At 70.0% G+C, this 25727-nt stretch carries 25 protein-coding genes and 1 pseudogene; 7 read left to right on the forward strand and 19 right to left on the reverse strand.

The window, feature by feature from the left end; genetic code table 11:
- The first annotated feature begins 38 nt into the window (after window positions 1–38).
- Entirely contained in the window at window positions 39–446 is a 408-nt protein-coding gene (locus Aco04nite_RS28320; RefSeq protein WP_213000314.1) for a VOC family protein, read from the forward strand.
- Window positions 447–518: 72 nt separating this feature from the next.
- A complete protein-coding gene (locus Aco04nite_RS28325; RefSeq protein ID WP_213000315.1) occupies window positions 519–1253 on the forward strand; it encodes a hypothetical protein in 735 nt (244 codons plus the stop codon).
- A gap of 14 nt (window positions 1254–1267) precedes the next feature.
- On the opposite strand, the gene Aco04nite_RS28330 is transcribed toward Aco04nite_RS28325, so the two are convergent.
- Window positions 1268–2410 (reverse strand): PQQ-binding-like beta-propeller repeat protein, encoded by a 1143-nt coding sequence (locus tag Aco04nite_RS28330; RefSeq protein ID WP_244876360.1) that lies wholly within the window; start codon window positions 2408–2410, stop codon window positions 1268–1270.
- 11 nt (window positions 2411–2421) lie between these two features.
- Window positions 2422–4515, reverse strand: a complete 2094-nt coding sequence (locus tag Aco04nite_RS28335; RefSeq protein ID WP_244876361.1) for an alkaline phosphatase family protein — start codon at window positions 4513–4515, stop codon at window positions 2422–2424.
- Window positions 4516–4739: 224 nt separating this feature from the next.
- On the opposite strand from Aco04nite_RS28335, the pseudogene Aco04nite_RS28340 reads away from it, so the two are divergent.
- Window positions 4740–5885, forward strand: a pseudogene (locus Aco04nite_RS28340) (glycoside hydrolase family 18 protein); the annotation flags it as partial.
- Here Aco04nite_RS28340 and Aco04nite_RS28345 read toward each other — a convergent pair.
- The 7 genes from Aco04nite_RS28345 to Aco04nite_RS28375 all read right to left on the reverse strand — a co-directional run bounded on the left by Aco04nite_RS28345 (window position 5872) and on the right by Aco04nite_RS28375 (window position 11082).
- Window positions 5872–6597 carry a LamG-like jellyroll fold domain-containing protein gene (locus Aco04nite_RS28345; protein ID WP_213000317.1) on the reverse strand — a complete coding sequence of 242 codons (726 nt, stop codon included), beginning with the start codon at window positions 6595–6597 and terminating at the stop codon, window positions 5872–5874. The pseudogene Aco04nite_RS28340 and the gene Aco04nite_RS28345 overlap by 14 nt on opposite strands.
- 88 nt (window positions 6598–6685) lie before the next feature.
- A complete protein-coding gene (locus Aco04nite_RS28350; RefSeq protein ID WP_213000318.1) occupies window positions 6686–8302 on the reverse strand; it encodes a putative PEP-binding protein in 1617 nt (538 codons plus the stop codon).
- Window positions 8295–8567, reverse strand: a complete 273-nt coding sequence (locus tag Aco04nite_RS28355; RefSeq protein WP_213000319.1) for an HPr family phosphocarrier protein — start codon at window positions 8565–8567, stop codon at window positions 8295–8297. The genes Aco04nite_RS28350 and Aco04nite_RS28355 overlap by 8 nt, the downstream gene beginning before the upstream one ends.
- Complete coding sequence (locus Aco04nite_RS28360) at window positions 8564–9013, reverse strand: PTS mannitol transporter subunit IIA (RefSeq protein WP_213000320.1); 450 nt, start codon at window positions 9011–9013, stop codon at window positions 8564–8566. The genes Aco04nite_RS28355 and Aco04nite_RS28360 overlap by 4 nt, the downstream gene beginning before the upstream one ends.
- Window positions 9010–9726, reverse strand: a complete 717-nt coding sequence (locus tag Aco04nite_RS28365) for a hypothetical protein (RefSeq protein ID WP_213000321.1) — start codon at window positions 9724–9726, stop codon at window positions 9010–9012. Before Aco04nite_RS28365 ends, Aco04nite_RS28360 begins: the two co-directional genes overlap by 4 nt.
- A gap of 32 nt (window positions 9727–9758) precedes the next feature.
- Window positions 9759–10079: a PTS lactose transporter subunit IIB gene (locus tag Aco04nite_RS28370; RefSeq protein WP_213000322.1), complete on the reverse strand. Its 321-nt coding sequence runs from the start codon at window positions 10077–10079 to the stop codon at window positions 9759–9761.
- A gap of 1 nt (window position 10080) precedes the next feature.
- Window positions 10081–11082 (reverse strand): PTS transporter subunit EIIC, encoded by a 1002-nt coding sequence (locus Aco04nite_RS28375; RefSeq protein ID WP_213000381.1) that lies wholly within the window; start codon window positions 11080–11082, stop codon window positions 10081–10083.
- Window positions 11083–11263: 181 nt separating this feature from the next.
- Here Aco04nite_RS28375 and Aco04nite_RS28380 point away from each other — a divergent pair, with 181 nt between their 5' ends.
- Window positions 11264–12283 (forward strand): lysylphosphatidylglycerol synthase transmembrane domain-containing protein, encoded by a 1020-nt coding sequence (locus tag Aco04nite_RS28380; RefSeq protein WP_244876362.1) that lies wholly within the window; start codon window positions 11264–11266, stop codon window positions 12281–12283.
- Here Aco04nite_RS28380 and Aco04nite_RS28385 read toward each other — a convergent pair.
- The 3 genes from Aco04nite_RS28385 to Aco04nite_RS28395 all read right to left on the reverse strand — a co-directional run bounded on the left by Aco04nite_RS28385 (window position 12246) and on the right by Aco04nite_RS28395 (window position 14602).
- The gene (locus tag Aco04nite_RS28385; protein WP_213000323.1) at window positions 12246–12956 is read right to left on the reverse strand and encodes a tetratricopeptide repeat protein; all 711 of its coding nucleotides are present in this window, start codon (window positions 12954–12956) and stop codon (window positions 12246–12248) included. The genes Aco04nite_RS28380 and Aco04nite_RS28385 overlap by 38 nt on opposite strands.
- Window positions 12957–13031: 75 nt before the next feature.
- Complete coding sequence (locus Aco04nite_RS28390) at window positions 13032–13997, reverse strand: cyclase family protein (protein ID WP_213000324.1); 966 nt, start codon at window positions 13995–13997, stop codon at window positions 13032–13034.
- Between the two features lie 14 nt (window positions 13998–14011).
- Complete coding sequence (locus Aco04nite_RS28395; protein ID WP_213000325.1) at window positions 14012–14602, reverse strand: TMEM165/GDT1 family protein; 591 nt, start codon at window positions 14600–14602, stop codon at window positions 14012–14014.
- 236 nt (window positions 14603–14838) lie between these two features.
- Between Aco04nite_RS28395 and Aco04nite_RS28400 the strand changes: the two genes are divergently transcribed.
- Window positions 14839–15792 carry an NAD(+)/NADH kinase gene (locus Aco04nite_RS28400; protein WP_213000326.1) on the forward strand — a complete coding sequence of 318 codons (954 nt, stop codon included), beginning with the start codon at window positions 14839–14841 and terminating at the stop codon, window positions 15790–15792.
- On the opposite strand, the gene Aco04nite_RS28405 is transcribed toward Aco04nite_RS28400, so the two are convergent.
- Both Aco04nite_RS28405 and Aco04nite_RS28410 read right to left on the reverse strand, forming a co-directional pair.
- Window positions 15786–17381 carry an alpha/beta hydrolase gene (locus tag Aco04nite_RS28405; protein WP_213000327.1) on the reverse strand — a complete coding sequence of 532 codons (1596 nt, stop codon included), beginning with the start codon at window positions 17379–17381 and terminating at the stop codon, window positions 15786–15788. The genes Aco04nite_RS28400 and Aco04nite_RS28405 overlap by 7 nt on opposite strands.
- 90 nt (window positions 17382–17471) lie before the next feature.
- Window positions 17472–18710 (reverse strand): MFS transporter, encoded by a 1239-nt coding sequence (locus Aco04nite_RS28410; RefSeq protein WP_213000328.1) that lies wholly within the window; start codon window positions 18708–18710, stop codon window positions 17472–17474.
- Window positions 18711–18788: 78 nt separating this feature from the next.
- On the opposite strand from Aco04nite_RS28410, the gene Aco04nite_RS28415 reads away from it, so the two are divergent.
- On the forward strand, window positions 18789–19376 hold the full coding sequence (locus tag Aco04nite_RS28415) for a TetR/AcrR family transcriptional regulator (protein WP_213000329.1): 588 nt from the start codon (window positions 18789–18791) through the stop codon (window positions 19374–19376).
- A gap of 15 nt (window positions 19377–19391) precedes the next feature.
- Here Aco04nite_RS28415 and Aco04nite_RS28420 read toward each other — a convergent pair whose 3' ends face one another.
- The gene (locus Aco04nite_RS28420; RefSeq protein WP_213000330.1) at window positions 19392–21194 is read right to left on the reverse strand and encodes an MFS transporter; all 1803 of its coding nucleotides are present in this window, start codon (window positions 21192–21194) and stop codon (window positions 19392–19394) included.
- Window positions 21195–21234: 40 nt separating this feature from the next.
- Complete coding sequence (locus tag Aco04nite_RS28425; protein ID WP_213000331.1) at window positions 21235–21687, reverse strand: MarR family winged helix-turn-helix transcriptional regulator; 453 nt, start codon at window positions 21685–21687, stop codon at window positions 21235–21237.
- A gap of 137 nt (window positions 21688–21824) precedes the next feature.
- Here Aco04nite_RS28425 and Aco04nite_RS28430 point away from each other — a divergent pair, with 137 nt between their 5' ends.
- Window positions 21825–22352, forward strand: a complete 528-nt coding sequence (locus Aco04nite_RS28430; RefSeq protein ID WP_213000332.1) for a hypothetical protein — start codon at window positions 21825–21827, stop codon at window positions 22350–22352.
- Window positions 22353–22643: 291 nt separating this feature from the next.
- On the opposite strand, the gene Aco04nite_RS28435 is transcribed toward Aco04nite_RS28430, so the two are convergent.
- The 3 genes from Aco04nite_RS28435 to Aco04nite_RS28445 all read right to left on the reverse strand — a co-directional run bounded on the left by Aco04nite_RS28435 (window position 22644) and on the right by Aco04nite_RS28445 (window position 25721).
- A complete protein-coding gene (locus Aco04nite_RS28435; RefSeq protein WP_213000333.1) occupies window positions 22644–23198 on the reverse strand; it encodes a Panacea domain-containing protein in 555 nt (184 codons plus the stop codon).
- A gap of 184 nt (window positions 23199–23382) precedes the next feature.
- A complete protein-coding gene (locus Aco04nite_RS28440; RefSeq protein WP_213000334.1) occupies window positions 23383–24681 on the reverse strand; it encodes an APC family permease in 1299 nt (432 codons plus the stop codon).
- A gap of 62 nt (window positions 24682–24743) precedes the next feature.
- The gene (locus tag Aco04nite_RS28445; RefSeq protein ID WP_244876363.1) at window positions 24744–25721 is read right to left on the reverse strand and encodes a zinc-dependent alcohol dehydrogenase family protein; all 978 of its coding nucleotides are present in this window, start codon (window positions 25719–25721) and stop codon (window positions 24744–24746) included.
- Window positions 25722–25727: the final 6 nt, after the last annotated feature.

The raw sequence follows: 25727 nt of genomic DNA on the forward strand, positions 1-25727 counted from the left end.
GACATTCTGCCCTTGCCCTACTCTGTACACTGTACAACGTGAACATCACCGGTTCCGCCGTGTCCCTGAACGTCGACGACGTAGCAGCCTCCACCGACTTCCTGAAACGGCACTTCGGCTTTCACGAAGAGATGGCCGCCGACGGGTTCTCCTCCCTCACCCGCGACGATGTCGGCCTCAGCGTCGTCCTTCTGCGCCGCGGCCTGGCGACACTGCCCGCCGACCAGCGCGACGACCACGCGAAGGGGCTGATCCTCGCGTTCGTGGTCGACGACCTGGAGGGCGAGCTGGCCCGGCTGCAGGGCGAGGGCGTCACGATCACCATGCCGCTGACCAGCGAGGAATGGGGCGAGCGGGCCTTCCAGGTCCGCGACCCGAACGGCGTCATCGTCCAACTCGTCGACTGGAACGGCGCCGAATCCGACGCTGAATCCGACGCGGCGTAGCTCAACTCGCCGCGTGTCCTGCCGATCCTGCTGTCCGTGCCGGGCGGACGCGGCGGCACGCGGTGAGGGGACATGCAGACGACATTGCCAACCGGTTCCGCGGGCGGCCCGTGGCGGGCGGGTGCCGGGCCGATAGGAATGCTCCTCGTCGTGATCGCATCGCTGCTGCTGCTCGCCGCGCCGTTGAGCGTGCTGCTGATCAGCGCGGCGGAGCACGATGAGATCTTCGATGCCAACGTCGGACTCTGGATCGCCCGGAGTACGAACGAAAGCGACAAGGGCAAAGCGTCCGGCTACGCCGAGAACATGGGTCGTGCAGTGATGTTGGCCCGGGACGAGTCCGGCACGAGCAGGGGCGGGGTCGCGCAGGAAATCGAGGACGCCTACCAGGACGCTCTTCCTGGAGTGGCCTTCAGACTGCCGCCGGAGTTCTCGCCGACGGGGACCGCGCAGACGCTGGGGATCGTGGACGCGGACGGCAGCCCCGAGGAAGAGCAGCTCGTAGCCGCGCTTCAGCAGTTCCGTGATGAGTGTTTGACGGAACTCAACCGACCAGGCCCGCGCGCAGGGTTTCCCCTGCGGGAGCCCGCCGGGCTGGCCGCCGCACGGGAGCGCGTGGTCGCGGCCGCCGAAGCCTGGGGGCGCTCCGAGAACATGTCCAGCCAGCGGGACGCCGACGAGGAGATTCGCCAGATCCGGCAGGAACGCGGATGGCAGAAGATCCACACCGCGGCCGCGCTCGCCCTGAGCGGCCTGCTCGCCTTGAGAACCGCTCGCTCACTGGCCCGACGACGACGCGCCGCGTAACGGCATCGCCGGGGTCAGCCGAACAGGGCGTAGCGCTTGTGGGTGTGGCCGGCGACGCGGGTGAAGTCGCCGACTGCCGACAGCGTGTGGCGTGCCGGGTCGGCGGTGAGGGCTCGGACGCCGATTACGCCGTTGGCCTGCGGCGACCAGGCGGTCAGGGTGCCGGTGGGAGAGAAGGCGGCGAGCTTCACGCGGGGGATCGCCCCACCGACGCAGGCGCCGCGGGGGTTGATGCCGGTCGTTGTGCAGGCACGGTCGAAGTGGCCGCCGACATAGATCGTGTTGTCGAGCGCCGCGATCGCGGAGGCGTCGCCGTCGAAGGCTCGCTGCCAGCGCAAAGTGCCCCCGGCGCCGTACGCGAGTGCCCGGCCCCCCGTGCCGCCCGTGGCCGCGTACACCTGGCCGGTGGGGTCGACGGTGATCGCATTGACCCTGGCCGGTGGCTGAGGGCGGAATGTCCCGGTCACCGAGCCGGTTGTCGCGTCGAGCCCGGCCAGTCGCAGCATCGCGACCCCGCCGACCCGGTGAAAAGCGCCGCCGGCGAACACCCGCGAACCGTGGACCACGACAGCGTGCACGGCGGCGTCGGCGGCGGGGTGCCAGGTGGGGTCGAGGCGACCGGTGGCCAGGGAGAACGCCGCCAGGTTGCGTCTCGGGGTGCCGTCGATCGCGGAGAAGCTGCCCGCGGCGTAGAGGCGGCCGTTGCCGGTGGCCAGGGCGTACGGCGCTCCGGTGACGGTGTGGGCGAGGGCGTCGACCCGGCCGGAGGTGGCGTCGAGGCGGGCGAGATTGTCGCGGCGGTGGCCGGAGACGGTGCTGAAGTCGCCGCCGGCGTAGACGGAGGTCCGGTCCACCGCGAGCGCCCGGACCAGGCCGTTCGCGCTCGGGGCCCAGCTCAGCACCCGCCCCGAGACCGCGTCGAGGGCGGCGAGGCGGTTTCGCGGGTACGTCGTGCCGCCCCAGGTCAGCCTCGTGAACGATCCGCCGACGTAGATCGTGCTGCCGCGGTGGGCGATCGCGTAGACGGAACCGTTGAAGAGGGGTGCCTTCTGCGGGACAGGGCTGACTGCCAGCGCCGGGGCCGTGGTGCCGACGACTAGCGCGGTGGTGAGGAGGGCAGTCAGAACAAAACTTCGGACAAAGCGGATAAAACGCACATGTCGTTCAACTACCCCGGCTGCAGGAAGGACGCGTCGAGCGTGCCCTCTTGCCGGTCGGTTTCGAGTAGATCAGCCCTGTCGGCGGTGAGCTCGTCCTCGCGGGCTGCCTGCGTGCGCAGGCCCAGCTGGTCCAGCCACTCGACGAGCTGGCGGTGCACGGAGTCTGGCCCGATCAGCTCCGCGTGGGTGACCTGCCACTCGGCCGGGTGCACGAGCATCGCGTCGGTCTGCCAGCCGCCGATGCCGCCGTGCGAGCCGACCAGCTCCTCGAACGCCGCGACCTCGCTGGTCACCGGGTCGACGCTGCTGATCAGCACGAGGTCGCCGACGTGGGCGGCCTCCTGGTGGCGCAGCAGGTCGGCGCGGGCGTGGTCACCGTACGGCAGCAGGGGGTCGATGCCCTCCACCTCGCCGTCGGTGAGCCGATGCCGCCCGGCCGGCCCGTAGGCGACCGGGCAACCCTCCTCGCGGACGACGACCAGCCCGACGCCGGGGTGCCCGGCGAGACCGGAGACGAGCTGCGGGTAGGCCTTGTCGATCCGCGCCTTGTCGAGGCGCTCCCTGTAGCGGGTGAGGTAGAGCAGCGCGAGGTTGCCCGAGGAGACCACCAGCAACGGCGCGACCGGCGAGGGCGGAAAATCCGGCTCCTCGGTCGCCTCGTCCTCGGCGGCACTCGCCGGGGCGTCGGCCGGGTCGGGCACCGAGAAGCGCTCGACCGCCTGGTCGAGGGTCTCACCGTGCCGCTGCCGGAACGTGGCGCCCTGGCTCTGCCCGTGATCGGAGAGCACCACGATCTTGTACGCCCGGGCCGCCTCCGGGCCGAGCCGTTCGAGCACGCCGAGCATCCGGTCGAGGCTCTCCAGCTGGCGCATCGATTCCGGCCGCGCGGGCCCGGCGTGATGCGCGACCTCGTCATAGTCGACCAGGTCGCAGTAGACGGCCGGGGCGCCACGGGCCATCTGCTCGGCGATCAGGGAGATGTTCACGTCGCGAAGCAGCATCGAGGCCGGGCGCAGCGCCAGGAACGCACCCGATCGGCTGACCCGCGGCTGCAGGTTGCGCCGCCGCTGCAGCCGGGCCTGGTAGAGCTCGGTCATCACCTCGCCGACGCCCAGCACGAGCGCGCGGGTGAAGCCGAACGGGCTGGCCATGAACGCCGCCCAGCCCCGGGCCGAACGCCCCGGCAGGGCCGCGTGGCTCACCGTCAGCAGGTTGATCGCGGCGTCGCCGGAGAACGCGTTGCCGATGCTGACACCGCCGTCGCGCAGCAGCCCCCGCCCGTCGGAGAGTCGCGGCTGGATCTGCGCGGCGTCCCGGGGCCGGTTGGAGACCATCAGCTTGCCGGTCTCCTTCTCGAACCAGCGGAAACCGGGGATCTGCCGGGAGGCGCCGTGCAGGATGCCGGCCTGCGATGCGGGTGTCGTAGACGGGATGCCGGTGTGCCAGCCGCGCATGGTGTGGGTGCCCGAGCGCAGCCAGCGGCCGAGCGTGGGCAGGTTGCCGGCCCGGACCGCCCAGCGCAGCACCGGCTCACTGACCCCGTCGAGCTGGACCATGAGCAGCCCCGGCTCGGTGCCGGGGGCCTGGCGCCGGAAGGTGAGCAACCGGGCACCGGCCTGCCGGGCCTGGCGGCGCCGGATGCCGCGCATCAGCCGCTTGGCTTCCTTGATGAACGTGTCCTCGGTGCCGCTGTCCACCATCCAGTCGAGGATCGCGGCGCCGATCACGGCGAGCAGGGCGGCGACACCGACCGTGGGCCAGCCGCTGAGCCGTTTCGACGGGTCAAGCTCCAGGGCCACCGCCATCACGATGACCTGGGCGGTCACGCCGAGCAGCATCGCACCCCAGCCGCCGAGCGCGGTGACGCCGAACAGCAGCAGGGGGCGCAGGACCGCACCGACCCCGGCGACCATCAGCACGAGACCGATGGTGTCGATGACGTCGGTGCTGCGCACGCCGGGCATCAGCCACAGCGTGAAGGTCAGGACGAGGAACGTGATGATGCCGTTGCGGAGCACCGCCTTGACCCGGTCGAGAACTCGCGGCCAGGCGAACAGCGCACGCCACTCGTCGGTGCGGCTGCCCCGGGTTTGTACGACCACCGGAAAACGATCGCACAGCCGGGCCCACCTGCGCTCGCTACGTAGTGAAGGACACTCCCCCACCAGGTGGAGCGTCGTATTACTGACATCCATCGTTCGGATTACCCGGGAACTTCTCACCTTGCCCTACCGGTAGCTTCGGGTTCCACCGAAGCCCGGAGGTCCGCGTGCGGGTCAGACCCGTTGTTGGCGTCATCGCCCTGCTGCTCGCCGGTTGCTCGTCTCCCGGGCCGGAGACGCCCGCGATGGCCGTCCCCGCGGAGAAGCGAGTGGTGGGCTACTTCACCGACTGGGGTGTCTACGGCCGCAACTTCCAGGTCCGCAACGTCGAGGCCAGCGGTGCGGCAAAGAGCCTCACCCATCTGCTGTACGCGTTCGGCCAGGTCAAGGATGGCACCTGCGCGCCGAGAGACACGTGGGCCGACTACGAGAAGCCGATTGCCGCCGCCGACAGCGTGGACGGCACCGCCGACCTGGCGGGTAACGCCCTGCGCGGCAATTTCGGACAGCTCCGCAAGCTCAAGGCGCGCCACCCTCAGCTGCGGGTGCTGTGGTCGTTCGGCGGATGGAACGGTTCCGGCGGTTTCCCGGCAGTGGCCAAGGATCCCGCGAAGTTCGCCGCCTCGTGCGCGAAGGTGCTCCGTGATCCCCGCTGGGCCGGGCTCTTCGACGGCATCGACGTCGACTGGGAATATCCGAACGCCTGCGGCCTGACCTGCGACACGAGCGGACCGGACGCCCTGCCCCGGATCGTGTCGGCGCTGCGTTCCGAGCTCGGCCCGGACGCCCTCGTGACCGCCGCGATCCCGGCGGACCTCGCCAAGATCACCGCCACGGACTATGCGGGTGTGGCGGCGCAGACGACGTGGCTCAGCGCCATGACCTATGACTTCTTCGGCACCGGGGACACCGCGGGACCTACGGCGCCGCATTCGCCGCTCAGTGCGTACCCGGGAATTCCGAAGGAGACAGCGACCACCGACGCCGCCGTCCGTGGCCTGCGAGGCCTGGGAATTCCCGCCGGAAAGATCCTTCTCGGCGTGGGTTTCTACGGCCGCGGCTGGACCGGGGTCAGCGCTGCCGCACCCGGCGGTAAAGCGACCGGCGCGGCCCGGGGCACGTATGAGAAAGGCATCGAGGACTACGCCGTTCTCAGCCAGAAATGCCCACCGACAGGCACGGTCGCGGGCACGGCCTATGCGTTCTGCCGCGGGCAATGGTGGAGCTACGACACCCCGGAAACCATCGGGACCAAGATGTCGTACGCCCGGAGCAACGGCCTCGGTGGCGCTTTCGCCTGGGAATTGTCCGGCGACACCGCGGACGCGAAACTGCTGACCGCCATGGCCGAAGGTCTCACCCGACCCTGACCCAGACGTCGTCCAGAATGCCCTGGAACTGATCGTTGTCCCGAAAGGCGCCCTTGCCCCCGATGCTCAGCGGAAGCTCGTTCGAAATGGCCAGCTCCGCGGAGATCGTGCGATTGCCCCGCACCACGCCGTCGACAACGATGGTGAACTGCGTGCCCCGGCGCAGACATTGCAGGGTGTGCCAGTGGCCGTCGGTCACGGACACCGAGCTGCGCACCATTTTTATGCCCGGCCGCGCGCCGACGAGCACACAACTGGGCTGCCCGGCCTCGCCGTCGATCTGCATCTTCCACTGGCTGCTGGTCGCCGAGTAACCCTTCTGGACGATGTTCTGGCCCTTCGTGGTCTGGCTCTCGGCAAGCAACACGGAAGCGCCGAACGCCAACGGTCGCGTGCCGGGGTTGAGCGACGCGGTGCTGGGGCTCTGCAGGGCGATGTGCGGGCACTTGCTCTGGTCCTTGAGGCCGCACTTCGCCGGAAAACGCAGCGCCTGGCCACTGCGGTGCGCGACCACTCGCACGGCCCCGCCACCGCTGCTGACCTGCCCGAGAACGTGGCCGTTCCCCGACTCGTCGACGATCGCCCCGGACCGCCCGCCGTCGAAGTCGTACCGCGCGACGAAGTCAGTGGTGGCGGCCCGGGCGGACGCTGTACCGACGCCCAGCACCATTGCGGTGAGGACCACAGCAGGAACGGAACGACGAAGAGTCATGCCCGAATTATTACTTGTGAAGTGAATATTCCCTTTGCGACCTGACGGATTCGGCGATCCGCCGGGCTGCTTCGGCCTCGGTGTCCACCTAAAAACGGGAGACCGCTGCGCGCGCCGCTGCGGGGTCGGTCGCGGCGAGGGCCTGCTGCGCTGCCATCCGGGCCTCTTCCAACGTGTACGCCGCCAGCGCCGCCCGCACCGGGGGAACAGCAGCGGGTGTCATCGACAGGCTCGTCACACCCAGCCCGGCGAGCACCACCGCGAACGCCGGGTCGGCGGCCGCTTCACCGCACACCCCGACCGGGCGGCCGGCTGCCGAACCCGCCGCAGCACAGAGCGCGACGAGTGACAGCAGGGCCGGCTGCCACGGGTCGAGCAGGTCGGCGAGCTCGCCGCTGCGCCGGTCGGCGGCGAAGGCGTACTGGCTGAGGTCGTTGGTGCCGATGCTGAGGAAGTCGACGGCCCCGAGGATCTGAGCGGCGCGGACGGCGGCGGCCGGCACCTCGATCATCACTCCGACGGTCGCGAGCCCGGCGTCGCGGCAGAGCGCGGCGAACTGGGCCGCCTCGGCGACGGTGGTGACCATGGGGGCCATCACCTCGACCCGGGCCTGCGAGCTGCGGGCCGCGGCGGCGATCGCGGCGATCTGGGTGCCCAGGATCTCGGCACGGCGGCGGACCACGCGCAGGCCACGGATGCCCAGCGCCGGGTTGGGTTCGTCGCCCGCGGACAGGAACGGCAGCGGCTTGTCGGAGCCCGCGTCGAAGGTGCGCACCACCACGCGCCGGCCCGGCATCGCGGCGAAGACCTGCTCGTACGCCGTGACCTGCTCGTCGAGCCCGGGCGGGTCGACGTGATGCTGGAAGAGCAGCTCGGTGCGGAACAGCCCGACCCCTTCGACGCAGGCCCCGGCCAGCTCCGCCGCGCCGCCGATGTTCGCGAGCAGCGCGATCCGATGCCCGTCGGCGGTCGATCCGCGCGGATCGCCGTTGTCCGTGGGCGCTGTCACCGCGGGGGCCGGCGGGACGCTGCCAGAGGTGACCCGGCCGGTTGTTCCGTCCACAGTGATCACGGTGCCGTCGGCGATGTCGAGCGCTCCCCCGCAGGCCACCACCGTCGGCAGGCCGCGGGCGCGGGCGAGGATCGCGGTGTGGCTCACGAAACTCCCGGCCGAGGTGACCACGGCCAGCACCTGCGAGAGGTCCAGCAGGGCCACGTCGGCGGGGGCGAGGTCCACGGCGATCAGGACGTACGGGCGCCCGGGCGCGGGCATCGCGGGCATCGGCAGGCCCAGGCACCACGCGACGATCCGGTCCCGCAGGTCGTCCAGGTCGGCGGCCCGGGCGGCGAGCAGACCCCCGACGGCGAGCAGCGCGGCCCGGTGCTCGGCGAGGACGGCGGCCACCGCGTGCGGTGCCTCCAGACCGTCGCGGATGACCACGGCGACGCCGTCGCGGAGCGTACGGTCAGCAGCGAGGTTCGCCTGTCCCCGCAGGATCTCCGCGGTTGTCGAATCCGTTGCGGCAGCCGCGCGCCGGCCTATGTCATCGCGCACCGCGTCCATGGCCGCGAAGGCCCGGGCCAGCTCGCCGTCCACGTCGGTGACCGCACGCGGGCGTGGCAACCGTGGCGGATCGCCCAGCCGGTAGGCAGGCCCGGTCGCCGCCCCGGAACTGGCACCGAGCCCCTTGAGCAGGTCAGGCACCGACGGCGTCCGGGTCGACGGCGAACAGCTCGGCGAGCCGGTCCAGTGATTCGGCCGCGCCGTCGCCGTACGCCTCCAGGATCAGCTCCGTGCCGCAGAGCGCACCCAGGCCGAGCAGCGAGAGCACACTGTCGGCCGGCACCGGTCTGCGGTCGAGGGTGCGGACCGTGACCTGCGTCGGCAGCGCGGACGCGGCGTCGGCGATGCGGGAAGCCGCACGCAGGTGCAGACCGGCGCGCCCGGCGAGGAGAACCGTGCGGATCATTCTTCGTCGTCCGCCTCGAGCATGGCCACGATCGCCTCCGGGTCGGTGGCCGAGCGCAGGATCTCGGCCTTGCGGGGGTCGAGCAGGATCAGGGCGAGCTGGGAGAGCAGGGCGACGTGTCCGTCACCTCGGGCTGCGATCGCTACGCAGACGGTGACCCTGCCGCCCTCCCAGTCGATGCCGCCGGGGAAGCGCAGCACCGCCAGCGAGTCCCGGCGTACCAGGTCACGTGACATGTCGAGGCCGTGCGGGATCGCCACGCCCTCGCCGACATAGGTGGACATCGCCCACTCGCGGTCCAGCATGGCCTCGCGATAGGCGGGGTGCACCGCGCCGATCTCCTCGAGGACATCGGCGCAGCGGTGGATGGCCGACTCGCGGTCGGTGGCGATCTCGTGCACTCGCACGGCGCGCGGCTCGAGCACACCGCTGATGTTCGTCGTCATCCCGCCAGCCTCACCAGCGCACGTCCCAGCACGCCGTCATTGTCGCCGCTCTCCCAGACGACCACCAGAGCGGGCGGCTCCCGCGACGGTACAGGTACCTCGGTCGTGAAGGCATTCGTCACGATCAGCACCCCGTGTACCTGACGTTGCGCAAAGACCCGGTGCGCGTCCGCGACTGCGACCGCCGGCAGCGGACCGTCGGCCACATGCCGCAGTGCGACCCCGAACAGCCGGTGGAAGACGCCTGCGAGCAGGTTGCTGCCGTGGTCGTCCGGCACCCATTGCAGGGTCGCGGCGGTGCCGCGCAGGGCTTGGATGACCGCTTTCTCGTACGCGACCCGGCGCAACTCCGCGTCCCGCAGCGGATCGAGCACGGCGACGAGCCGGGTCCGCTGAGCCGCGGGCATCGCCTCCAGCAGCATCGCGACGTGCTCCGGCGCACCCCGTTCGAGCTGCGGGCGCGCCCGCTCGGTGGGAAGCACGGCCAGCACCGCCGCGGCCTCGACCACCGGCAGCAGGGCGAGCTCGGCGGCGAGGCGGGTGTCGTCGAGATGGCCGAGCAGCGCCAGCCGCCGGGCCGCGTCGGTGGCGATCAGCATCCGCGCGATCAGCCTGCCGTCCATCACCGCGAGGAGCCGGTCGATCCGGTCCTTGGGCATGGCGAGCAGCGCCCCGGCTGCGCGTTGGGGCGGGGAGGCACGGAGCATCGTCACGATGTGCTCCGTCGGCATGGAGCCGAGCACGGTCAGCTCCCCGGCGTACCGAAGACAACGCCACCCTGTTTGACCGCGGCGACCACCCGGGCCACCGCGGGGTCGCCGAGGAACATCCGGAAGCCGACCACGACCGAACCGGGTGCGCCGGCCCGGGCCCGGCCCGCGAGGCCGAGCTGACAGAGGACCACGTCGGCGTCGTCGGGGATGGTCGCGATCGAGTGGTGTTCGACGATAACCGGAGCCCCGCGCAGCTCCCGACGCAGCTGCGAGGCGAGCATCACGCTGCTGCCCATGCCGGCGTCACAGGCCACCACCACTTTGCGGATGCTGCCGCCGTGGATGCTGGTCATCTCAGAGCTCCCCCTCGCTGCGGGACAGGTCGTCGCGGGTCAACCGGCCGACGCCGAGCAGCAGGGAGCCGATCAGGAAGGACACGCCCGCGGCCACGGCGACACCGGCGAGGACACCGAAGTAGCCACCGCGGGGGGTCTCGGCGAGATAGGCGAAGATGCTGCCCGGCGATGGCGTGGCGACCAGACCGGCCCCGGTCGCCATGAACGTCACGATGCCCGCGGCGCCGCCCGAGATCGCGGCCAGCACCATGCTGGGCTTCATCAGGACGTACGGGAAGTAGATCTCGTGGATGCCGCCGAGGAACTGGATCGCCATCGCGGCCGGCACGCTGGGCCGCAGCGAGCGCGGGCCGAACAGCAGATAGGCGAGCAGGATGCCGAACCCGGGCCCCGGGTTGGTCTCGAGCATGAACAGGACCGACTTGCCGGCCTCGGAGGACTCGGCGATGCCCAGCGGGCCGAGCACGCCGTGGTTGACCGCGTTGTTGAGGAAGAGCACCTTGGCGGGCTCGATCAGCACCGCCGCGAACGGCAGCAGGTGATGCTGGACGAGGAACCGCACGCCCTCGCCGAGCGCGTCCGTGAAGACCCGCATGACCGGGCCGACGGCCAGCGCCCCGAACAGCGCCGCGAACGCGCCGACGATGCCCGCGCTGAAATTCTCGACCAGCATCTCGAAGCCGGACCGGATGCGGTTCTCGGTGAGCCCGTCGACGTACTTCAGCGCCCACGCGGCGAGCGGCCCGACGATCATCGCGCCGAAGAACATCGGCGACGGTGACCCGACGACCAGGCCCATCGTCGCGACCGCACCGACCACGGCCCCCCGCTGGGCGTGCACCATCCGCCCGCCGGTGTATCCGATCAGGACCGGCAGCAGCACGTGCGACATCGGGTCGATCAGGGCCGCGAACCGCTCGTTGGGCCACCAGCCGTGCTCGAAGAAGACCGCGGTGATGAGCCCCCAGGCGATGAACGCCGCGATGTTGGGCATCACCATGCCGGAGAGATAACCGCCGAACCGCTGGACCTGCGCTTTCAGCCCGGACTCCCGGGTGGGAGGCGCGTACAGCTCCGACAAGGCACGGCTCCTCACGCTCTGGTGGAATCGTTGTACCGACGAGATCACCTACTGTCAATCTCCCCAGCGTGCGCACGGGATCTTTGCGACGATCGATCAAGTGGCCGACACCGTCCAGCCGTGGTGGCGCCGCGGGCCCGTAGTGGCCGCGGCGGTCCTCGCCGTGTTCGCCGTCGAGCTCGTGTTCGGGTGGCGGTCGCTGCTGGAGGCGCTGGGCCAGTTGCGTACGCCGCACTGGAACTGGGTGGCCGGCGCCCTGGTCGCGGAGATCGCGTCGATGGGCAGTTACGCCCGCATGCAGCGGGCTCTGCTGCGTGGTGCGGGCACGAAAGTGGGCATCCGGCGGCACGTGGCACTCGCGTACGCGGCTCATTCGCTGAGTGCGACGCTGCCCGGCGGACCGCTCTTCTCCACCACCTTCAACTTCCAGCACCTGCGCCGCTTCGGTGCCTCGTCGGCGGTCGCGTCCTGGTGCATCGCGCTCAGCGGGGTGCTCTCGGCGGGTGCGCTGGTGGTCATCGGCGCTGTCTTCGGGATCCTGACCCGCAGCACCGGCAGCTGGCGCACGCTGCTGGTCTACATGGGCGGGGCGTTGCTGGTGGCGGTCGGCGTCCGGCTCGTGGCCCAGCACCCCGAATGGCTGATCAACCCGGCGCGGATGCTGCTCGGCCTGCTCAACCGGGTGCGGCACCGGCCCGTCGACACCGGCCAGGCGGGGCTGACGAGCTTCATCGACCAGTTGCGCTCGGTGCGGATGCGGCCGGCCGAGCTGACGTACGCGATCCTGCTCGCCGTCGCGAACTGGCTCCTCGACGCGCTGTGCCTCTGGATGTGCTGCATCGCGCTGGACGCCGAGGGGATCCATCCGAGCCAGCTCGTCATCGCGTACTGCGCGGGGATGGCCGCGGCCAGCGTCCCGATCGTGCCGGGCGGGCTCGGCGTCGTCGACGGCGCGTTGATCCTGGGCCTGGTCGCGGGCGGCCTGACCACCGGTTCGGCGGTCGCGGCCGTGGTCCTCTACCGCCTGATCAGCTTCGTCTTCGTGATCGGTACGGGCTGGCTCGTCTGGCTCGTGATGCGCTCTAGGGCAGGAACTCCTCCGGGCGTGATGGCCCGTTAGCGCCACGGCGGCCGAAGATCTTCCAGCCACGCTTCTTCTTCTCGGGCTCCTTGACCGCCTCGCCGTTCAGGACGGCGAGGCGGTGCCGCGCGACGGGGTTCTCCGGCTCCATCTTGAGCGAGATCAGGAACGCCTGGCGGGCCTGGTCGGAGTGGCCGAGCGCGTCGAGTGTCACGCCGTGGGTGAAGTAGTAGTGCGCCTCGTGTGGGTCCAGCCCGACGGCCGTACGCGCGGCCTGCTCAGCGTCCGCATACTGCCGGTCGGCGGCGAGCAACGCCCACGCGACCCGGTCGTGCCACAGCGGGTTCTTCGGCTCGACGATCACCGCGCGGTAGGCCATCGTCACGGCCTCCTCGTGCCGTCCGAGCAGCGTCAGGGCCCGGCTCGCCGTCGCCAGCGGGCGCGGGTCCTCGGGCGCGACGGCGACAGCGCGTTCGGCCGCCTCCAGCGCCTGCGGAACCTGGTCGAGTGCCAGCCGGATCCGGGCCATCAGGATCCACCCGGGCCCCGACACCGGGTCGGCGGCGAGGATCGGCTCGAGGTGCTGGGCCGCCGCGGCGGGGTCGACCCGTTCGAACAGGGCGGCGGCCCGGGCCACGCCGATCTCCGTCGGGGTCTTGAGACCTTCGGACCCGATCCGCAGGACACCCGGCACGGCGTCAACATCGGTCATCGGCGCGCGCCGGCCATGCGGAAGATAAAGGTCACACGGCCATCATCGGCACCAACGGTACGGATCTGAGCCCGTTCACGCTTTTTCGGTGGGCAACCAGCCCGCGGAACGCCGGTGGTCGTGCGCTTCCTCCACGGGCATCGTCGCGTACGCCCGCACGGTGAACGTCCCGAATGCGACCACCCGCGGCGGCACCGCCGTGAAGCGCGCCCCCGTCGGCGGCAGCTCCTCCAGGCCCGTCAGGTGCTCGACCACGGGAATGCCCGCGCCCAGCAACAGGCTGTGAGCGGGACGGGCACCGGCGGCGTCCGGGGAGGTGTCGTCGATGTTGATCGCGTCGATGCCGACCAGAGCCGCACCCCGGTCGACCAGCGACTGCGCGGCGGCTCCGGTCAGGAACGGGGCATTTTCCGCGTACGCAGGAGTGCCCCAATGCACGTCACCGCCCGTGTGCAACAGCACCGCCCGCCCCGCGACGTCGAGGTCCTCCAGCGCGTCGACGCCCACGCCACGGACGCCGCTGCCAACCGTGCGGACCACGACGGCGGGCAGGTCGGCGACCCGGTCGAGCGGGATCCCGGCCAGGTCGGCGCCGTCGGCGTACCGGTGGAACGGGCTGTCGAGATAGGTGCCGGTGTTGCCGATCATCGTGATGACGTCCATGGCGAACTCGGTGCCCTCGGCGTAGATACCGCGGGAGTCCTCCCTGGTCAGGTGGGGTGTGATCACCGGCGTCGGCAGACCCGGATAGGTGATCATGCCGGCCTCGATGACGTGGCTCAGCTCGACCCAGCGCAGCCGGCGCCGGATGTCGGACGGCCCGGCGGGGGTGCCGAGGTGCGGGTCGGCGAAGATGCGCACGTTCGACAGCTCGACGCTGCCGACCATGAGCAACCGGCACGCCGACACGAAGAGCGCGGAGATCTCCGCCTCGGTCACATCGGCGTGCGGCACGTCCACCCGGAAGCCCTGCGTCTGCAGGCCGCCGCCGTTGCTGAACGTCACGACGGCGTCGAATTCGGCGCGGTACTGCAGCGGCACGTGGTCCCCCGGGGTCAGGTGAGTTCGCGGATGGCTTCGATGAGGAGCCAGACGCCGAAGATAACGAACAGCGCGGCGGCGCCGTACTTGATCGCCTTCTCGGGCAGGTGCCGGCCGAGCAGCCGGCCCACCACGATGGCGAGGGCGTCCGCCGCCACCATGCCGAGCGTGGAGCCGAGCCAGGTGCCGAACCAGCCGTGCTGGGTGGCCAGGGTGATGGTCGCGAGCATGGTCTTGTCACCGAGCTCGGCCAGGAAGAAGGCGCCGCCGACCGCGAGGATCGCCGAGCCGGTGGTGCGCTCGGCCTTCTGCTTCTCGTCGTCGGTGAGCTTGTCACCCCGCAGCGTCCACGCGCCGAAGGCGAGGAACGCGATGGCGGCCACGAGCGAGATCCAGCCGGTCGGCAGGGTCGCGCCGAGGCCATAGCCGATGCCGACCGAGACGAGGTGTACGACCGCGGTGGCCACCGTGATGCCGATCAGCACCGGCACGGTTTTGAAGCGGGTCGCGAACGTCAGCGCCATGAGCTGCGATTTGTCGCCGAGCTCGGCCACGAAGATCACGGCGAAGCTGAGCGCTGTCGCGGCGAGGAAACCGTCGAACAAGGGGGACTCCCGGTGGAATGGTCAGACCGGGTTCTGGGCGCAGGGCGACCTCGACCCGGCCAGATGAATCGGCCAAGTCGAAGGTCTCGCTCGCCCCGGAGTGGTGAACCGAGGCCGTGCGGCCGGACTTCAAGATTTCTCTTGTCGTCAGTATGTCGACCGACACGTTGGGAGCTACTCCCCTTCGCACTCGCCAGCCTACCGGGTACGGAACGGATCATGGCTAGGGTGGGCGTGTGAGCCTGGAGACAGCGGTCAAGACGTTCGGCCTGGTGGTCCATCCGAACAAACCGGTCGGCGACTCGGTGGCGACCATCGTCGAGTGGTCCCGGACCCACGAGGGCACGGTCCTGATCCGCGAGTCGGAGGCCGCCCGGATCACGACCGACGGGCTCGAGGTCGTCGGTGACGAGGAATTCCTGCGCCGGGTCAACGGCGTGATCGCGCTCGGCGGCGACGGCACGATGCTCGGGGCGATGCGGCTGGTGATCGACCGGCCCGTGCCCGTGCTCGGCGTCAACCACGGCAACCTGGGCTTCCTGGTCGAGATCACCCCGTCGAGCCTGGCAGCCGCCCTGGAGCAGCTGGGCCGTGGCGACTTCACCATCGAGTCGCACGGCTGCCTGGTCGCCGATGCGGGGCCGGTACGGCTGCGGACCAGCTTCGGCTTCAACGACGTGGTGCTCGCGCGGCTGGGACGCAAGGGCGCGGTGAGCGCCGACCTGACCGTCAACGGGCGTCAGTACGGCTACTACCGCTGCGACGCCGTGGTGGTTTCCACGCCCAACGGGTCGACGGCTTACAACTACGCCGCCGGAGGCCCGATCCTCTCCCCCTCGGCCGCCGCGACGGTGATCACCCCGGTGGCGCCGATGGCGGGCATCGGCCGGGCGGTGGTGCTCGGGGCCGGCGACCAGATCACGCTGACCGTGGCACCGGACAGCGCCCCCGTCGCGGTGGACGTGGACGGCACCGACGCCGGCGAGCTGGCGGCGGGTGGCGTCCTCTCCGCGCGGTTCCGGGAGGACGCCGCCCAGGTGGTCCGGCTCTCCGCCGGGACCCACCAGAACCGCAGCCAGATCAAGCTGAGCCTGCTGGACCTGCCGCTGCGCCGGGATCAGCTGCTGGAGCTGATCCCGGAGAACCTGCGGCACAACGCGGCCCTGCACGACCGCCGGGCAGCTCAGTAACCGGCGATCCTTCGCTGCAGATCCAGCCGGGAAAGCGTGGCGATGCCGGCACGCTTCGCCGACGGCTCGGTCGGGTCCGGCTTCGGCACCGGGTCACAGCGCTTGTCCGCGGTGTTGCCCTTCGCTCGTTGCGGGAGCTTTCCGGACGCCAGATACTCCGCGACGGCGTTGTCGACACAGGCGTTGCCGAAGAGCGACCCGGCGTGGGTGGTTCCTCCGACGCCCTCGATCAGCGCGGCACGCGGGAAACGGCGGCGCACCTCGAGGCTGCCCGAGAACGGCGTCGCGGCGTCCAGGGTCTCGCTGAGCAGCAGGATCGGCGGGGCATTCGTGCCGCTTACCCTGACCCGCTTGCCCGGCGCCGCGGGCCAGGTCAGACAGGGTGCGTTGTACCAGGCGTTGCCCCAGGTCAGGAACGGCGCCGCGGAGTGGATCCGCGTGTTGTCCGCGCGCCACTTCTGCCATGAGGTGGGCCATGGGGCGTCGGTGCACTGGACTGCGAGGTAGACCGCGTACCCGTTGTCGGCGCCGTCGTCCGTGGGGTTGGCCGACTCGAACAGCGACCTCAGCGGGTCCGGGTCACGGTCGTTGACCCAGGCGGAGAACGCGTACGCGACCGACTCCCAGCCGAAGACGTAATAACCGGCCTGCAGGAACACGTCGGTGAGCTCGTCGGGCCCGAACTCGCCGTCGGCGGGATGCTCGAGCAGCCGGGCCCGCTCCCGGTAGAAGACCTTCTCGACAGCTTTCGCGTTCCGGCCCAGGTGGTAGGTCTTGTCGTACCGGGCGATCCAGGCGAAGTAGATCTTCATGTTGCGGTCGAAGGCGATGTTCTGATCGAGGTTGGCGTCGTACCAGACCCGGCGGGGGTCCACGTTGCCGTCGAGCACCATCCGGCGTACCCGCTGGGGGTAACGGGTGGCGTAGACCTGGCCCAGGTAGGTGCCGTAGGAGAAGCCGTAGAAGTTGATCTGCTCGGCACCGAGCGCGGCACGCAGGCTGTCGAGGTCCTGCACGGTGTCCGTGGTGCGCAGGTGGTCGAGCAGGTCACCGGCGATCCGCGCGCAGTCCGACGCGTACCCCTTGGCCTTCTTGAGCCAGGCCTTCTCGATCTTCGGACCGGTCGGCTCGTAGGGCGGGCGACCGTAGCCGAGATACCCCCCGTCGCAGCCCAGGGACGGTTCGCTCGCGCCGACCCCGCGAGGATCGAACCCGATCCAGTCGTACGCGTCCCCGGCGTCCTTCGGCACGTATTCGCCCAGCACCGACAGGTCCAGACCCGAGCCACCCGGCCCGCCCGGATTGACCAGCATGACGCCCTGGTAGTCGGCATCCTTCGTGGTGTGCTCGATACGCGAGACGGCCAGCTTGATCTGCTCGCCGCCGGGCTGCGCGTAGTCGAGCGGCACGCTGAGCAGGCCGCACTGCGCGTTGCGAGCCGCGAGGCCGGTGCTCTCGCAGGTCCCCCACCTGATCGGCTCGTAGGTGGCGGTGCCCCGGCGCGGGGTGTCGGATGCGGCGTACGCCACGGCCACGCCGGAGGAGAGCGCCAGGCCGAGCGTGACGACCGTTGTTAGAATTCGTCTCATATGTGGCCCTTCTTGGGGTTTCGCCACATATGGTCCGGCGTGGGCGGCGGGGTCAGCCGCCGCCCACGCCGGGACGCTCCTGTTTTCCGCTCAGGCCTTACGTGCCCTCTGGGCGATCATGGCGATGCCGCCGAGGGCGACCACGACCAGGCCGTAGACCAGAGCCGTCGAGTGCAGGCCGAACGTCGTAGCCGCGAGGCCGGCGATGACCGCCGGGATACTGAAGGCCACGTACGCGATGGTCAGCGCGACCGCGAACAGCTCGCCCCGCTCGTCGGGGGCCGCGAGAACCGCCAGTGTGCCGAAGGAGGCGAGCGACGAGGCGCCGAATCCCACCCCGGCCAGGACCGTGCCGATCGCCGCGACCAGCGTCGACTCGGTCTCCATGCCGATCAGGGTCACCGCGGTGCCGATCGTCAGCAGCGCGCCGGCGATCGTCAGGACCCGGCTGGTGGCCCGGCTGCGCAGCGCATAGGCAGCCAGCGCGCCGGTGCCGCAGAGCAGGGTCACGACCAGGCCACCGATCAGGTGACTGCCGAGACCGAAGACGCCGACCGCGACGGACGGGCCGAGCGAGAGATAGAGGCCGCCTAGCGCCCAGCTGGCCACGATGATCGGGACGAGCGCGAAGAGGTCCTTGCGCAGCCGGGCCGGCACGCCGAGCTTCGGCAGCAGGGAGGACATCACGCCGGGACGGCGGGTCGAGGTCTCCGGCAGCAGCAGCACGACGACACCCGCGATGACCATGATCGTCAGCAGGATCGCCCACACCAGGTGGGTGGGGCCGGGGGCGTACTGGACGAGCGCTCCGGTGCCCAGCGAGCCGAACGCGAGCCCGGCGGGCGGCACGATGCTGTTGAGCAGGCCGGCGCGGCCGGGGGCGTGCGGCGGGTTCAGGTCGACCAGGGTCGCACCGAGGGTGGTCAGCGCCGCACCGGTCGCAATGCCCTGCAGGAAGCGGGCCACTAGCAGCACGTTCACGTCACCGGCATTGAGGAACAGCACCAGCGCGACGGCTTCGAGCACGATCGCGGCGGCCAGCACGGGCCGGCGGCCGACGTGATCGGAGAGCGCCCCGAGGATCAGCAGCGATCCGACGAGCCCGACCACGTAGACGGCGAAGACCAGCGTCAGGGTCGTCGCGGAGAAACCCCAGAGCTGCTGGTAGACGACGTAGAGCGGGGACGGTGCGCTGGACGCCGCGGTGAACGCCACGAAGATCGCGGCGATGGCGGCGAAGGCCACCGGATGGGAGAGCCGTCTCCGGCGCGTGGCCACCTCACCGGGGGTCGTGGTCACGGGTGGGGCGGTGGTGGGTGAGGTGGTCATGTCGCTCCCAGAGTCGCACAGACAGGTCTGTCTGGTAGATCACGACAGTAGACAGATCTGTCTGCTATCGTCAAGGGCATGTCCGCTGCATCACCTGCCGTGCGCAAGCAATCCGCACGGGACCGCCTGCTCGCCGCCGCCGATGAGCTCTTCTACGCCGAGGGGGTGCACACCGTCGGCATCGACCGCGTCATCGAGCAGGCGGGTGTCGCCAAGGCCTCGCTCTACAGCTGTTTCGGCAACAAGGACGGGCTGATCCGGGCATATCTGCAGGGCCGGCACGAGAGCCGGCAGAAGCGGATCCTGACCGGGCTCGAACGCTTCGACACCCCCCGCGACCGCCTCGTCGGCGTCTTCGACGTGCTGATCGACTACGTGTCCGCGCCGGCCTACCGCGGCTGCGCGTTCTACAACGCGAGCGCGGAATCGGAGAAGGGCGGCGTCGCCGAGGAGATGAGCGACGCCAACCGCGCCTGGACCCAGGAGCTGCTCGTCGGGCTGGCCCGCGAGGCCGGCGCACCCGATCCGGCGACGCTGGCGGCCCAACTGGTGATCCTCTACGACGGCGCCTCCGCCGGGGCCCGGCTCGACCGCCACCCCGAGGCCGCTGTGACGGCAAGGGCGATGGCGGCAATCCTGGTGGACGCCGCCATCACCGCTCTCTGAGCTTGCTGCCTTTGTCTAGGCCTTGACCCCTGGGGCGTCGATCGGCTCGGCGACCCGCGTGGCCGGGGCCAATCCCTGCGCCTCGGCCAGCTCCGAGGCCAGTTCGGCCTCGTGCGCCACGAACTCGCCCTCCGCGGCGACCTCGGGCGTCTCGGCCTCCTTCGGCGCGGGCTTGCCGCGCAGGAGCGAGGCCAGGGCACCGATGACCGTCATCGCGATCGCCAGCCAGAAGACGATCACCAGGCCGTCGTGGAACGGGCCGGAGATCAGCCGGGGGAAGAACTCCAGGCCGGTCAGGGTGTCGGCGTTCTGCGTGGGCAGGCTGTCGAGGGTCGGCTGACCCAGCAGCTCCGCGATCGGGTTGTACCCGAGGAACGCCGCGAACAGCGTGCCGACCGGCGGGATCTGCGCGACCTGATCGGCGGTCGCGGCCGAGACGCCCTGCGCGGTCAGTCCCGAGCTGAGCGTCGACGGCAGCGACCCGGCCAGCCCGGCGACCATCAGCGAGAAGAACAGCCCGATCGACAGCACCTGCCCGGCGTTCTGGAACGTCGCCCGCATCCCGGACGCGGCGCCACGCATGTTGGCGGGAACGCTCGACATGACCAAAGACGTGTTCGGCGCCGCGAACAGGCCGCCACCGAGCCCGTTGACGAAGATCAGCACCGCGAAGACGGCGTAGTTGAAGTCGCTCGGCAGCAGCAGCATCCCGACGAAGGACCCGGCCATCACCAGCAGACCGCCTGCCGCGAACAGCCGTGGACCGAAGCGGTCGGAGAGGGCACCTGCCAGCGGACCCGCGACGAGGAAGCCGATCGTCAACGGGACGAGGTAGATACCGGCCCACAGCGGCGTCTGCTCGTAGTCGTACCCGTGCAGCGGCAGCCAGATCCCCTGCAGCCAGATGATCAGCATGAACTGGAGCCCGCCCCGCGCCACCGCGGAGAGCAGGCTGGCGATGTTGCCGCTGGTGAACGCGGTATTCCGGAAGAGTGCGAGCGGGAACATCGGATCGGCGACCCGGGTCTCGATGATGCCGAAGGCCACCAGCACCAGACCGCCACCGATCAGCCCGGTGAGCACCCACGGACTCGTCCAGCCCATGGTGTGACCGCCGTACGGCTGAATGCCGTACGTGATGGCGGCGAGCACCGCGGTGAGCCCGACCGCGAAGGTCGCGTTGCCCCACCAGTCGATCTTCGCCTTGCGCCGGACCCCGGTGTCGTGCAGCGACCGGTACGCCCAGACCGTGCCGAGAATGCCCAGCGGGATGTTCACCCAGAACACCGAACGCCAGTCCCACTCGGCCAGCACGCCACCGACGACCAGGCCGATGAACGAGCCGGCCAGCGCGGCGACGATGTTGACGCCGAGCGCCATGCCGCGCTGCTTCGCCGAGAACGCGTCGGTGATGATCGCAGCGGAGTTGGCCATCAGCATCGCCCCGCCGACCGCCTGCAGCACCCGCCAGCCGATCAGCCACAGCGCTCCCCCGCCGCCGTCGAACGGGTCCAGCGCCAGGATCACCGAGGTCAGCGTGAAGATGGCGAACCCGGCGTTGTAGATCTTCACCCGGCCGTACATGTCACCGAGGCGGCCGAGCGTGACCACCAGCACCGCCGTGACGAGCATGTAGCCCATCAGCATCCAGAGCAGATAGCTGACGTTGCCCGGCTCGAGGGCGTTCAGGTGGATGCCCTTGAAGATCGCCGGCAGCGAGATCAGGACGATCGAGGAGTTGATGGTGGCCAGCAGCGTGCCGAGCGTGGTGTTCGACAGAGCGACCCACTTGTACCTCGGATGATCAACTGTGAGCACGGCGAGATGACCCCCCTTCAGGGCTTCGGTGGTACGGAGTTCAGGTGGTGGTGTGCGCTGCGACGGCATCGACGAGCCGTTCCATGGCCGGCAACGCGGCGATGATCGCCGCACGGTCCGGCGCGGAGAGACTCGCCAGCACGGTGTCGAGCGCCTCGGCATACGCGACTCTGCGCTGCTCGACGAGCGCGCTCCCGGCCTCGGTGATGCTCACGAGCACGGCCCGGCGATCGGCGGGGTCTCCGCCGCGCACGGCGAATCCGTCCTTCTCCAGCCGGGTGACCAGCTGGGTCATCGCGGGCTGCGTGACACTCTCGGCGGCATGCAGCTCGGAGAGCCGCTGCGGGCCGAGCTGATCAAGGCGTTTCAGGGTGGAGTGCGCGGTCAGGCTGAGCCCCATCCGCGGCGCGAGCCGTCGCAGCGCGTCATAGAGCCGCGCGAGCCCGAAGGCAACGAACGCACTCTCAGGCTGGGACTCGATCACCGGCTGCATACCAAGATTTATATCACTGGCTTATACATGTATCTCCGCGAAGTGACGCACCCCTCACCCCCGACGCACATTGACCACCCTTACGCGCGCACCCCGAAGTCCCCCGCGCCCCACACCCGAAATGCCACGATGCATCCATGGACCCGCGCCGCCACCACAGTTGGCTGCATCCCCACCTGGGAACAACGACGCTCCACAGCCCCACCCCCGAGGCCTACCTGGCAGCCCTCCGCCACGTAGCCCGAACCCTTGACGAGGACCCCGCCTGGCGCCTCTGGTGGCAAGCCGCCGGAATCCCCCACTGCGAACTGGGCATCGTCGCCGAAAACCACCTGGACCACCGACGCCCCAGCGCCGACATCCGAAAAATCAAAGGCAATCTCCACGCCAACTTCACCTGCGCCGCCCCCGCAGCCACAGCCCGCCCCGCAGCCCTCCTACCCCTGGCCATCCACGAGGTAACGGGCATATTCGAAGTCATCCGCGAAGCAATCGGCCTACCACCCCTGCCCCCGGCCCCACCCCTGCCGGCCCTCCCCGAACACCTGACCGACCTGCAGGTAACCCACCGAACCCTCCCGCCGGACCAGGGCCCCCTCGAACCCCAGGGCTACCTCACCCTCACCCAGATCCAGGAATTCTTCACCGACGACCCCACCCGCTGACGGCCCTCAAACGGGCCAGCTCAACGTGCCGAACCCCTTGCAGCGCACCTCACACAACGACTCGAAGACTTCGTAATGCAGATGACTATTTGCCCATTCCGGTTGGACTGCGGGACCGGCGCGAACCAGAGGTTCGGAAACCCAGATTCGCGACGGGCCCCCTGATAAGGGTTTTCATCGCGGCGCATGGCCCAAGCCAGGACATGGATTCGCAGATCGACGTCGGGCTTCTCGAGGCCGATCCAGATGTCGATATGCTCGATGAACTCCTTGAGGCGCCACGGGGAAGGCTCAGGATTCACGCCGCATCCTTGCCAGGATCTCTTCCCGGGTGTCGACCTTCCCGGACGTCGAAGGTGGCCGGCTCATCACCTCTTCGAGCATCCGACGCAGCTCACCACCGTCGAGCGGGATGGCATCGTCCGTTCCCTGGGCGCCCCGGGTCTGGAAATAATGCGTGAGCGATTCAAGCTCGATCGGGACACTCCGCAGGGGACTGCGGCCCCGATCAGCCGATTTCCAGGGAGTCTCGTTACGGGTCAGATTCTCGAGATCATTACCCGTGAGATTGCCGTAACGACTCAGCACATAGCCGATCGTGTTGAGCTCCGCCTCTCCCAGCGGCCTCGGTGAAGGGCTCGGCTCGCTCGTCGCCTCCTGCCGCCAGAGCGCCCCGACCACAGGGCCCCCGTCCCAGGCATGAATCGTCTCTGCGAACAGCGGTGCTTCGAACGTCGCCAGGTGGTGGCCCTGGCAGTAGTAGAGCAGCTTGTGGAGCTTATTGACCGACAGCTCGGGGAGCCGATCACGGAGGACAGCGGCGACGTCGCGTGCGGAGACGGTCATTCGCGAATGGTATGGCTGGTCAGGGGTGTCAGGCGAGACCTCGACGGGGTGCTGCGCCAGGGAACTTTCGGATGCCGCCGGGGCATCAGCGAGTGTGACTGACATGGTGATGAGGCTAGTCGTTGCGCAAGGGTTGCGGAAGGCCTAGTAGGCGTTTGTCAGGTATTGGCACGCGACAAGGTCGTCAGCCGGTCATTTTCTCCGGGTTTATCCGCTCCGGGCGATGGGCGCCGGGCACCCGGGACGGCGGAATCGAGGGGGCGATGGGTTCAGTGGAAGCGGACGGGGAGGGGGCGACCACGATCGCTGCGCCGCCGAGGCCGATTCCGGCATATACAACGGGTTTGGCCAGGCGGAGCACCGCCGCGTGCAGCAGCCCGACGACCAAGGGTCCCGCGGCGCAGGCCAGCAGGACGCGGTGGTTCTCGCAGGCGAGCCACCCCAGCACCCCGAACCCCACAGTGGACACTGCGGGTGTGAAGAGGCGGCGCCAGAACCCCTCGCCCGATGGGTGACGGTTGAGGAAAAGCAGCGCGGAGAGGGAGGCGCCGAGGAGCAGGACCACGATGCCCAGCCCACCCGCGAGCATGATGTCCTGGGGATCCACCGGGACGAAGATCAGTGCTGCGATGGACAGTCCGGCAACAACGGACTGCGTTGCGGACGCGGGGCGGAGCCGGGCCAGCGCGGGCGGCAGCACGCGTTCTCGGCCCAGGGCGGCGAGGTAGCGGACCATCACGTGGTGCAGGGCGAGCTGGCCGGCGAGGAGGCTCGCGGTGAACGCCCAGGTGGTGGCTTGGACGTCGGTGGACGACCTGAGCGCGTACAGGATGATCAGAAGCAGGACCACGACGTAGGTCGCGGGGGCCGTGGAGCGTCGCACGTCCTGACTGAATGCCGCAGTGACCTCGATGCCCGCGAAGGTGAGGGTCGCGGTTAGCAGCAGCAGACCAAGCTCCGGGCGACCGGTTTCGGTCAGGCGGAAGGCGTCCAGGGTGTGCGGGAGGTCGGCCGCGACCGGGATGGCGAGGGAGGCGAGGGCGCCTACGACCAACAAGATCATCAGCCAGGCGGCGAAGCCGATCGGGAGCATTCCGCTGAGCGCGACCACCGCCCAGCACGCACCCGCCACCGCCCACCACGGTGCTCCGAAGCGCGGCGCGAGCACTGCATAAAGACCGAGTTGCATTGATTGGTACGCCGTGAGCGCCAACCACCCCGCCGCCACCCCGAACGGCCGCCCGAGCCCCCGCGCCGCGAACGTGTACAGCGCACCCGAGGACGGCAGCCGGCGGGTCAGTCCCGCGTAGGCAGTGGCGAAGATCAGGAGGAGGAGCCCGGCGGCCGCCACGACCAGCGGCGGCGGGAGATCGGCGGGGAGCAGCGGGGTCGCCGCGGCGAGGGCGACGCCGATCACGGACGCTCCGCCGAGGCGCCCCGCCTTCAAGGTCAGCGGCGTGGGCACCGCTCCATTGACGCCCATGCCGGACGTCGTTGGCAACTACCTGTGATCACGCAATGACCAATGGTGAAAAGATTGGCACATCAGGGTTCTATCAGCGTCTTCCTGCCCACGCCGGCGCGGAACTGGGAGAGGGCCTCGGCGTAGTCGGTCAGCGGGAAGCGGTGACTGATGAAGATGGCCGGATCGAGGACCCCCGCGGCAAGGAGTTCGCCCGCGCGGTCGAAGCTGTGCAGGACTGCCATCGAGCCGGTGATGGTGATCTCGCGGCGGTAGATCTCGTACGGCTCGATCTCGACGCGGGCGTCGTACGCGGAAACGCCGAACTGCAGGAACGTCCCGCCCCGGCCCACCCGGGCGAGGCCGTCCCGGATCGCGGCCGGTGCGCCGGTGCAGTCGATGACGACGTCCCAGCCGCGGGGTGCGTCCAGCTCGTCGGCGTTGGTGACCGCAGCCGTACACCCCAGCAGTTTTGCCGTTTCGAGCCGTTCGGGGTTGATGTCCACCATGGACACCGTTGCGGCGCCGGCCCGTTTCGCGAGCTCAAGCATCATCAGGCCCATCGTGCCCGAGCCGTAGATGAGGAACGTGTCGGACATCCGGCGCGGGAGGACGTCGAATCCGCGTACCGCGCAGGAGAGGGGTTCGATCAGGGCCGCGTCGCGGGCCGCGAGGTGCGACGGGAGCCGGAAGAGGTTGGCCCGGGGTGCGAGGACGAATTCCGCCGCCGCACCGGGCCGGGTGACCCCGATGGCGTTCCAGTTCTCGCACTGGTTGCCGCGGGCCCGCTTGCACTGGTAGCAGTAGCCGCAGTACAGCGACGGGTCCACCGCGACCTGGTCACCGATGGCGAAGTCGGTGACGGCCGCGCCGACCTCCACGATCTCCCCGGCGAACTCGTGACCGGGGACGATCGGGAAGGCCGGCGCGAACTCGCCGTCCATGATGTGCGCGTCGGTGCCGCAGATGCCCACCGCCGCCGGCCTGACCACCACGTCGGTGGGGCCGGGCGCCGGGTCCGGCACGTTCTCGATCCGGATCGTGCCGGGCGTGACAACCACGGCGGC

Source organism: Winogradskya consettensis, assembly GCF_018332715.1.
In the GTDB taxonomy this organism is placed as follows: Bacteria; Actinomycetota; Actinomycetes; order Mycobacteriales; family Micromonosporaceae; genus Actinoplanes; species Actinoplanes consettensis.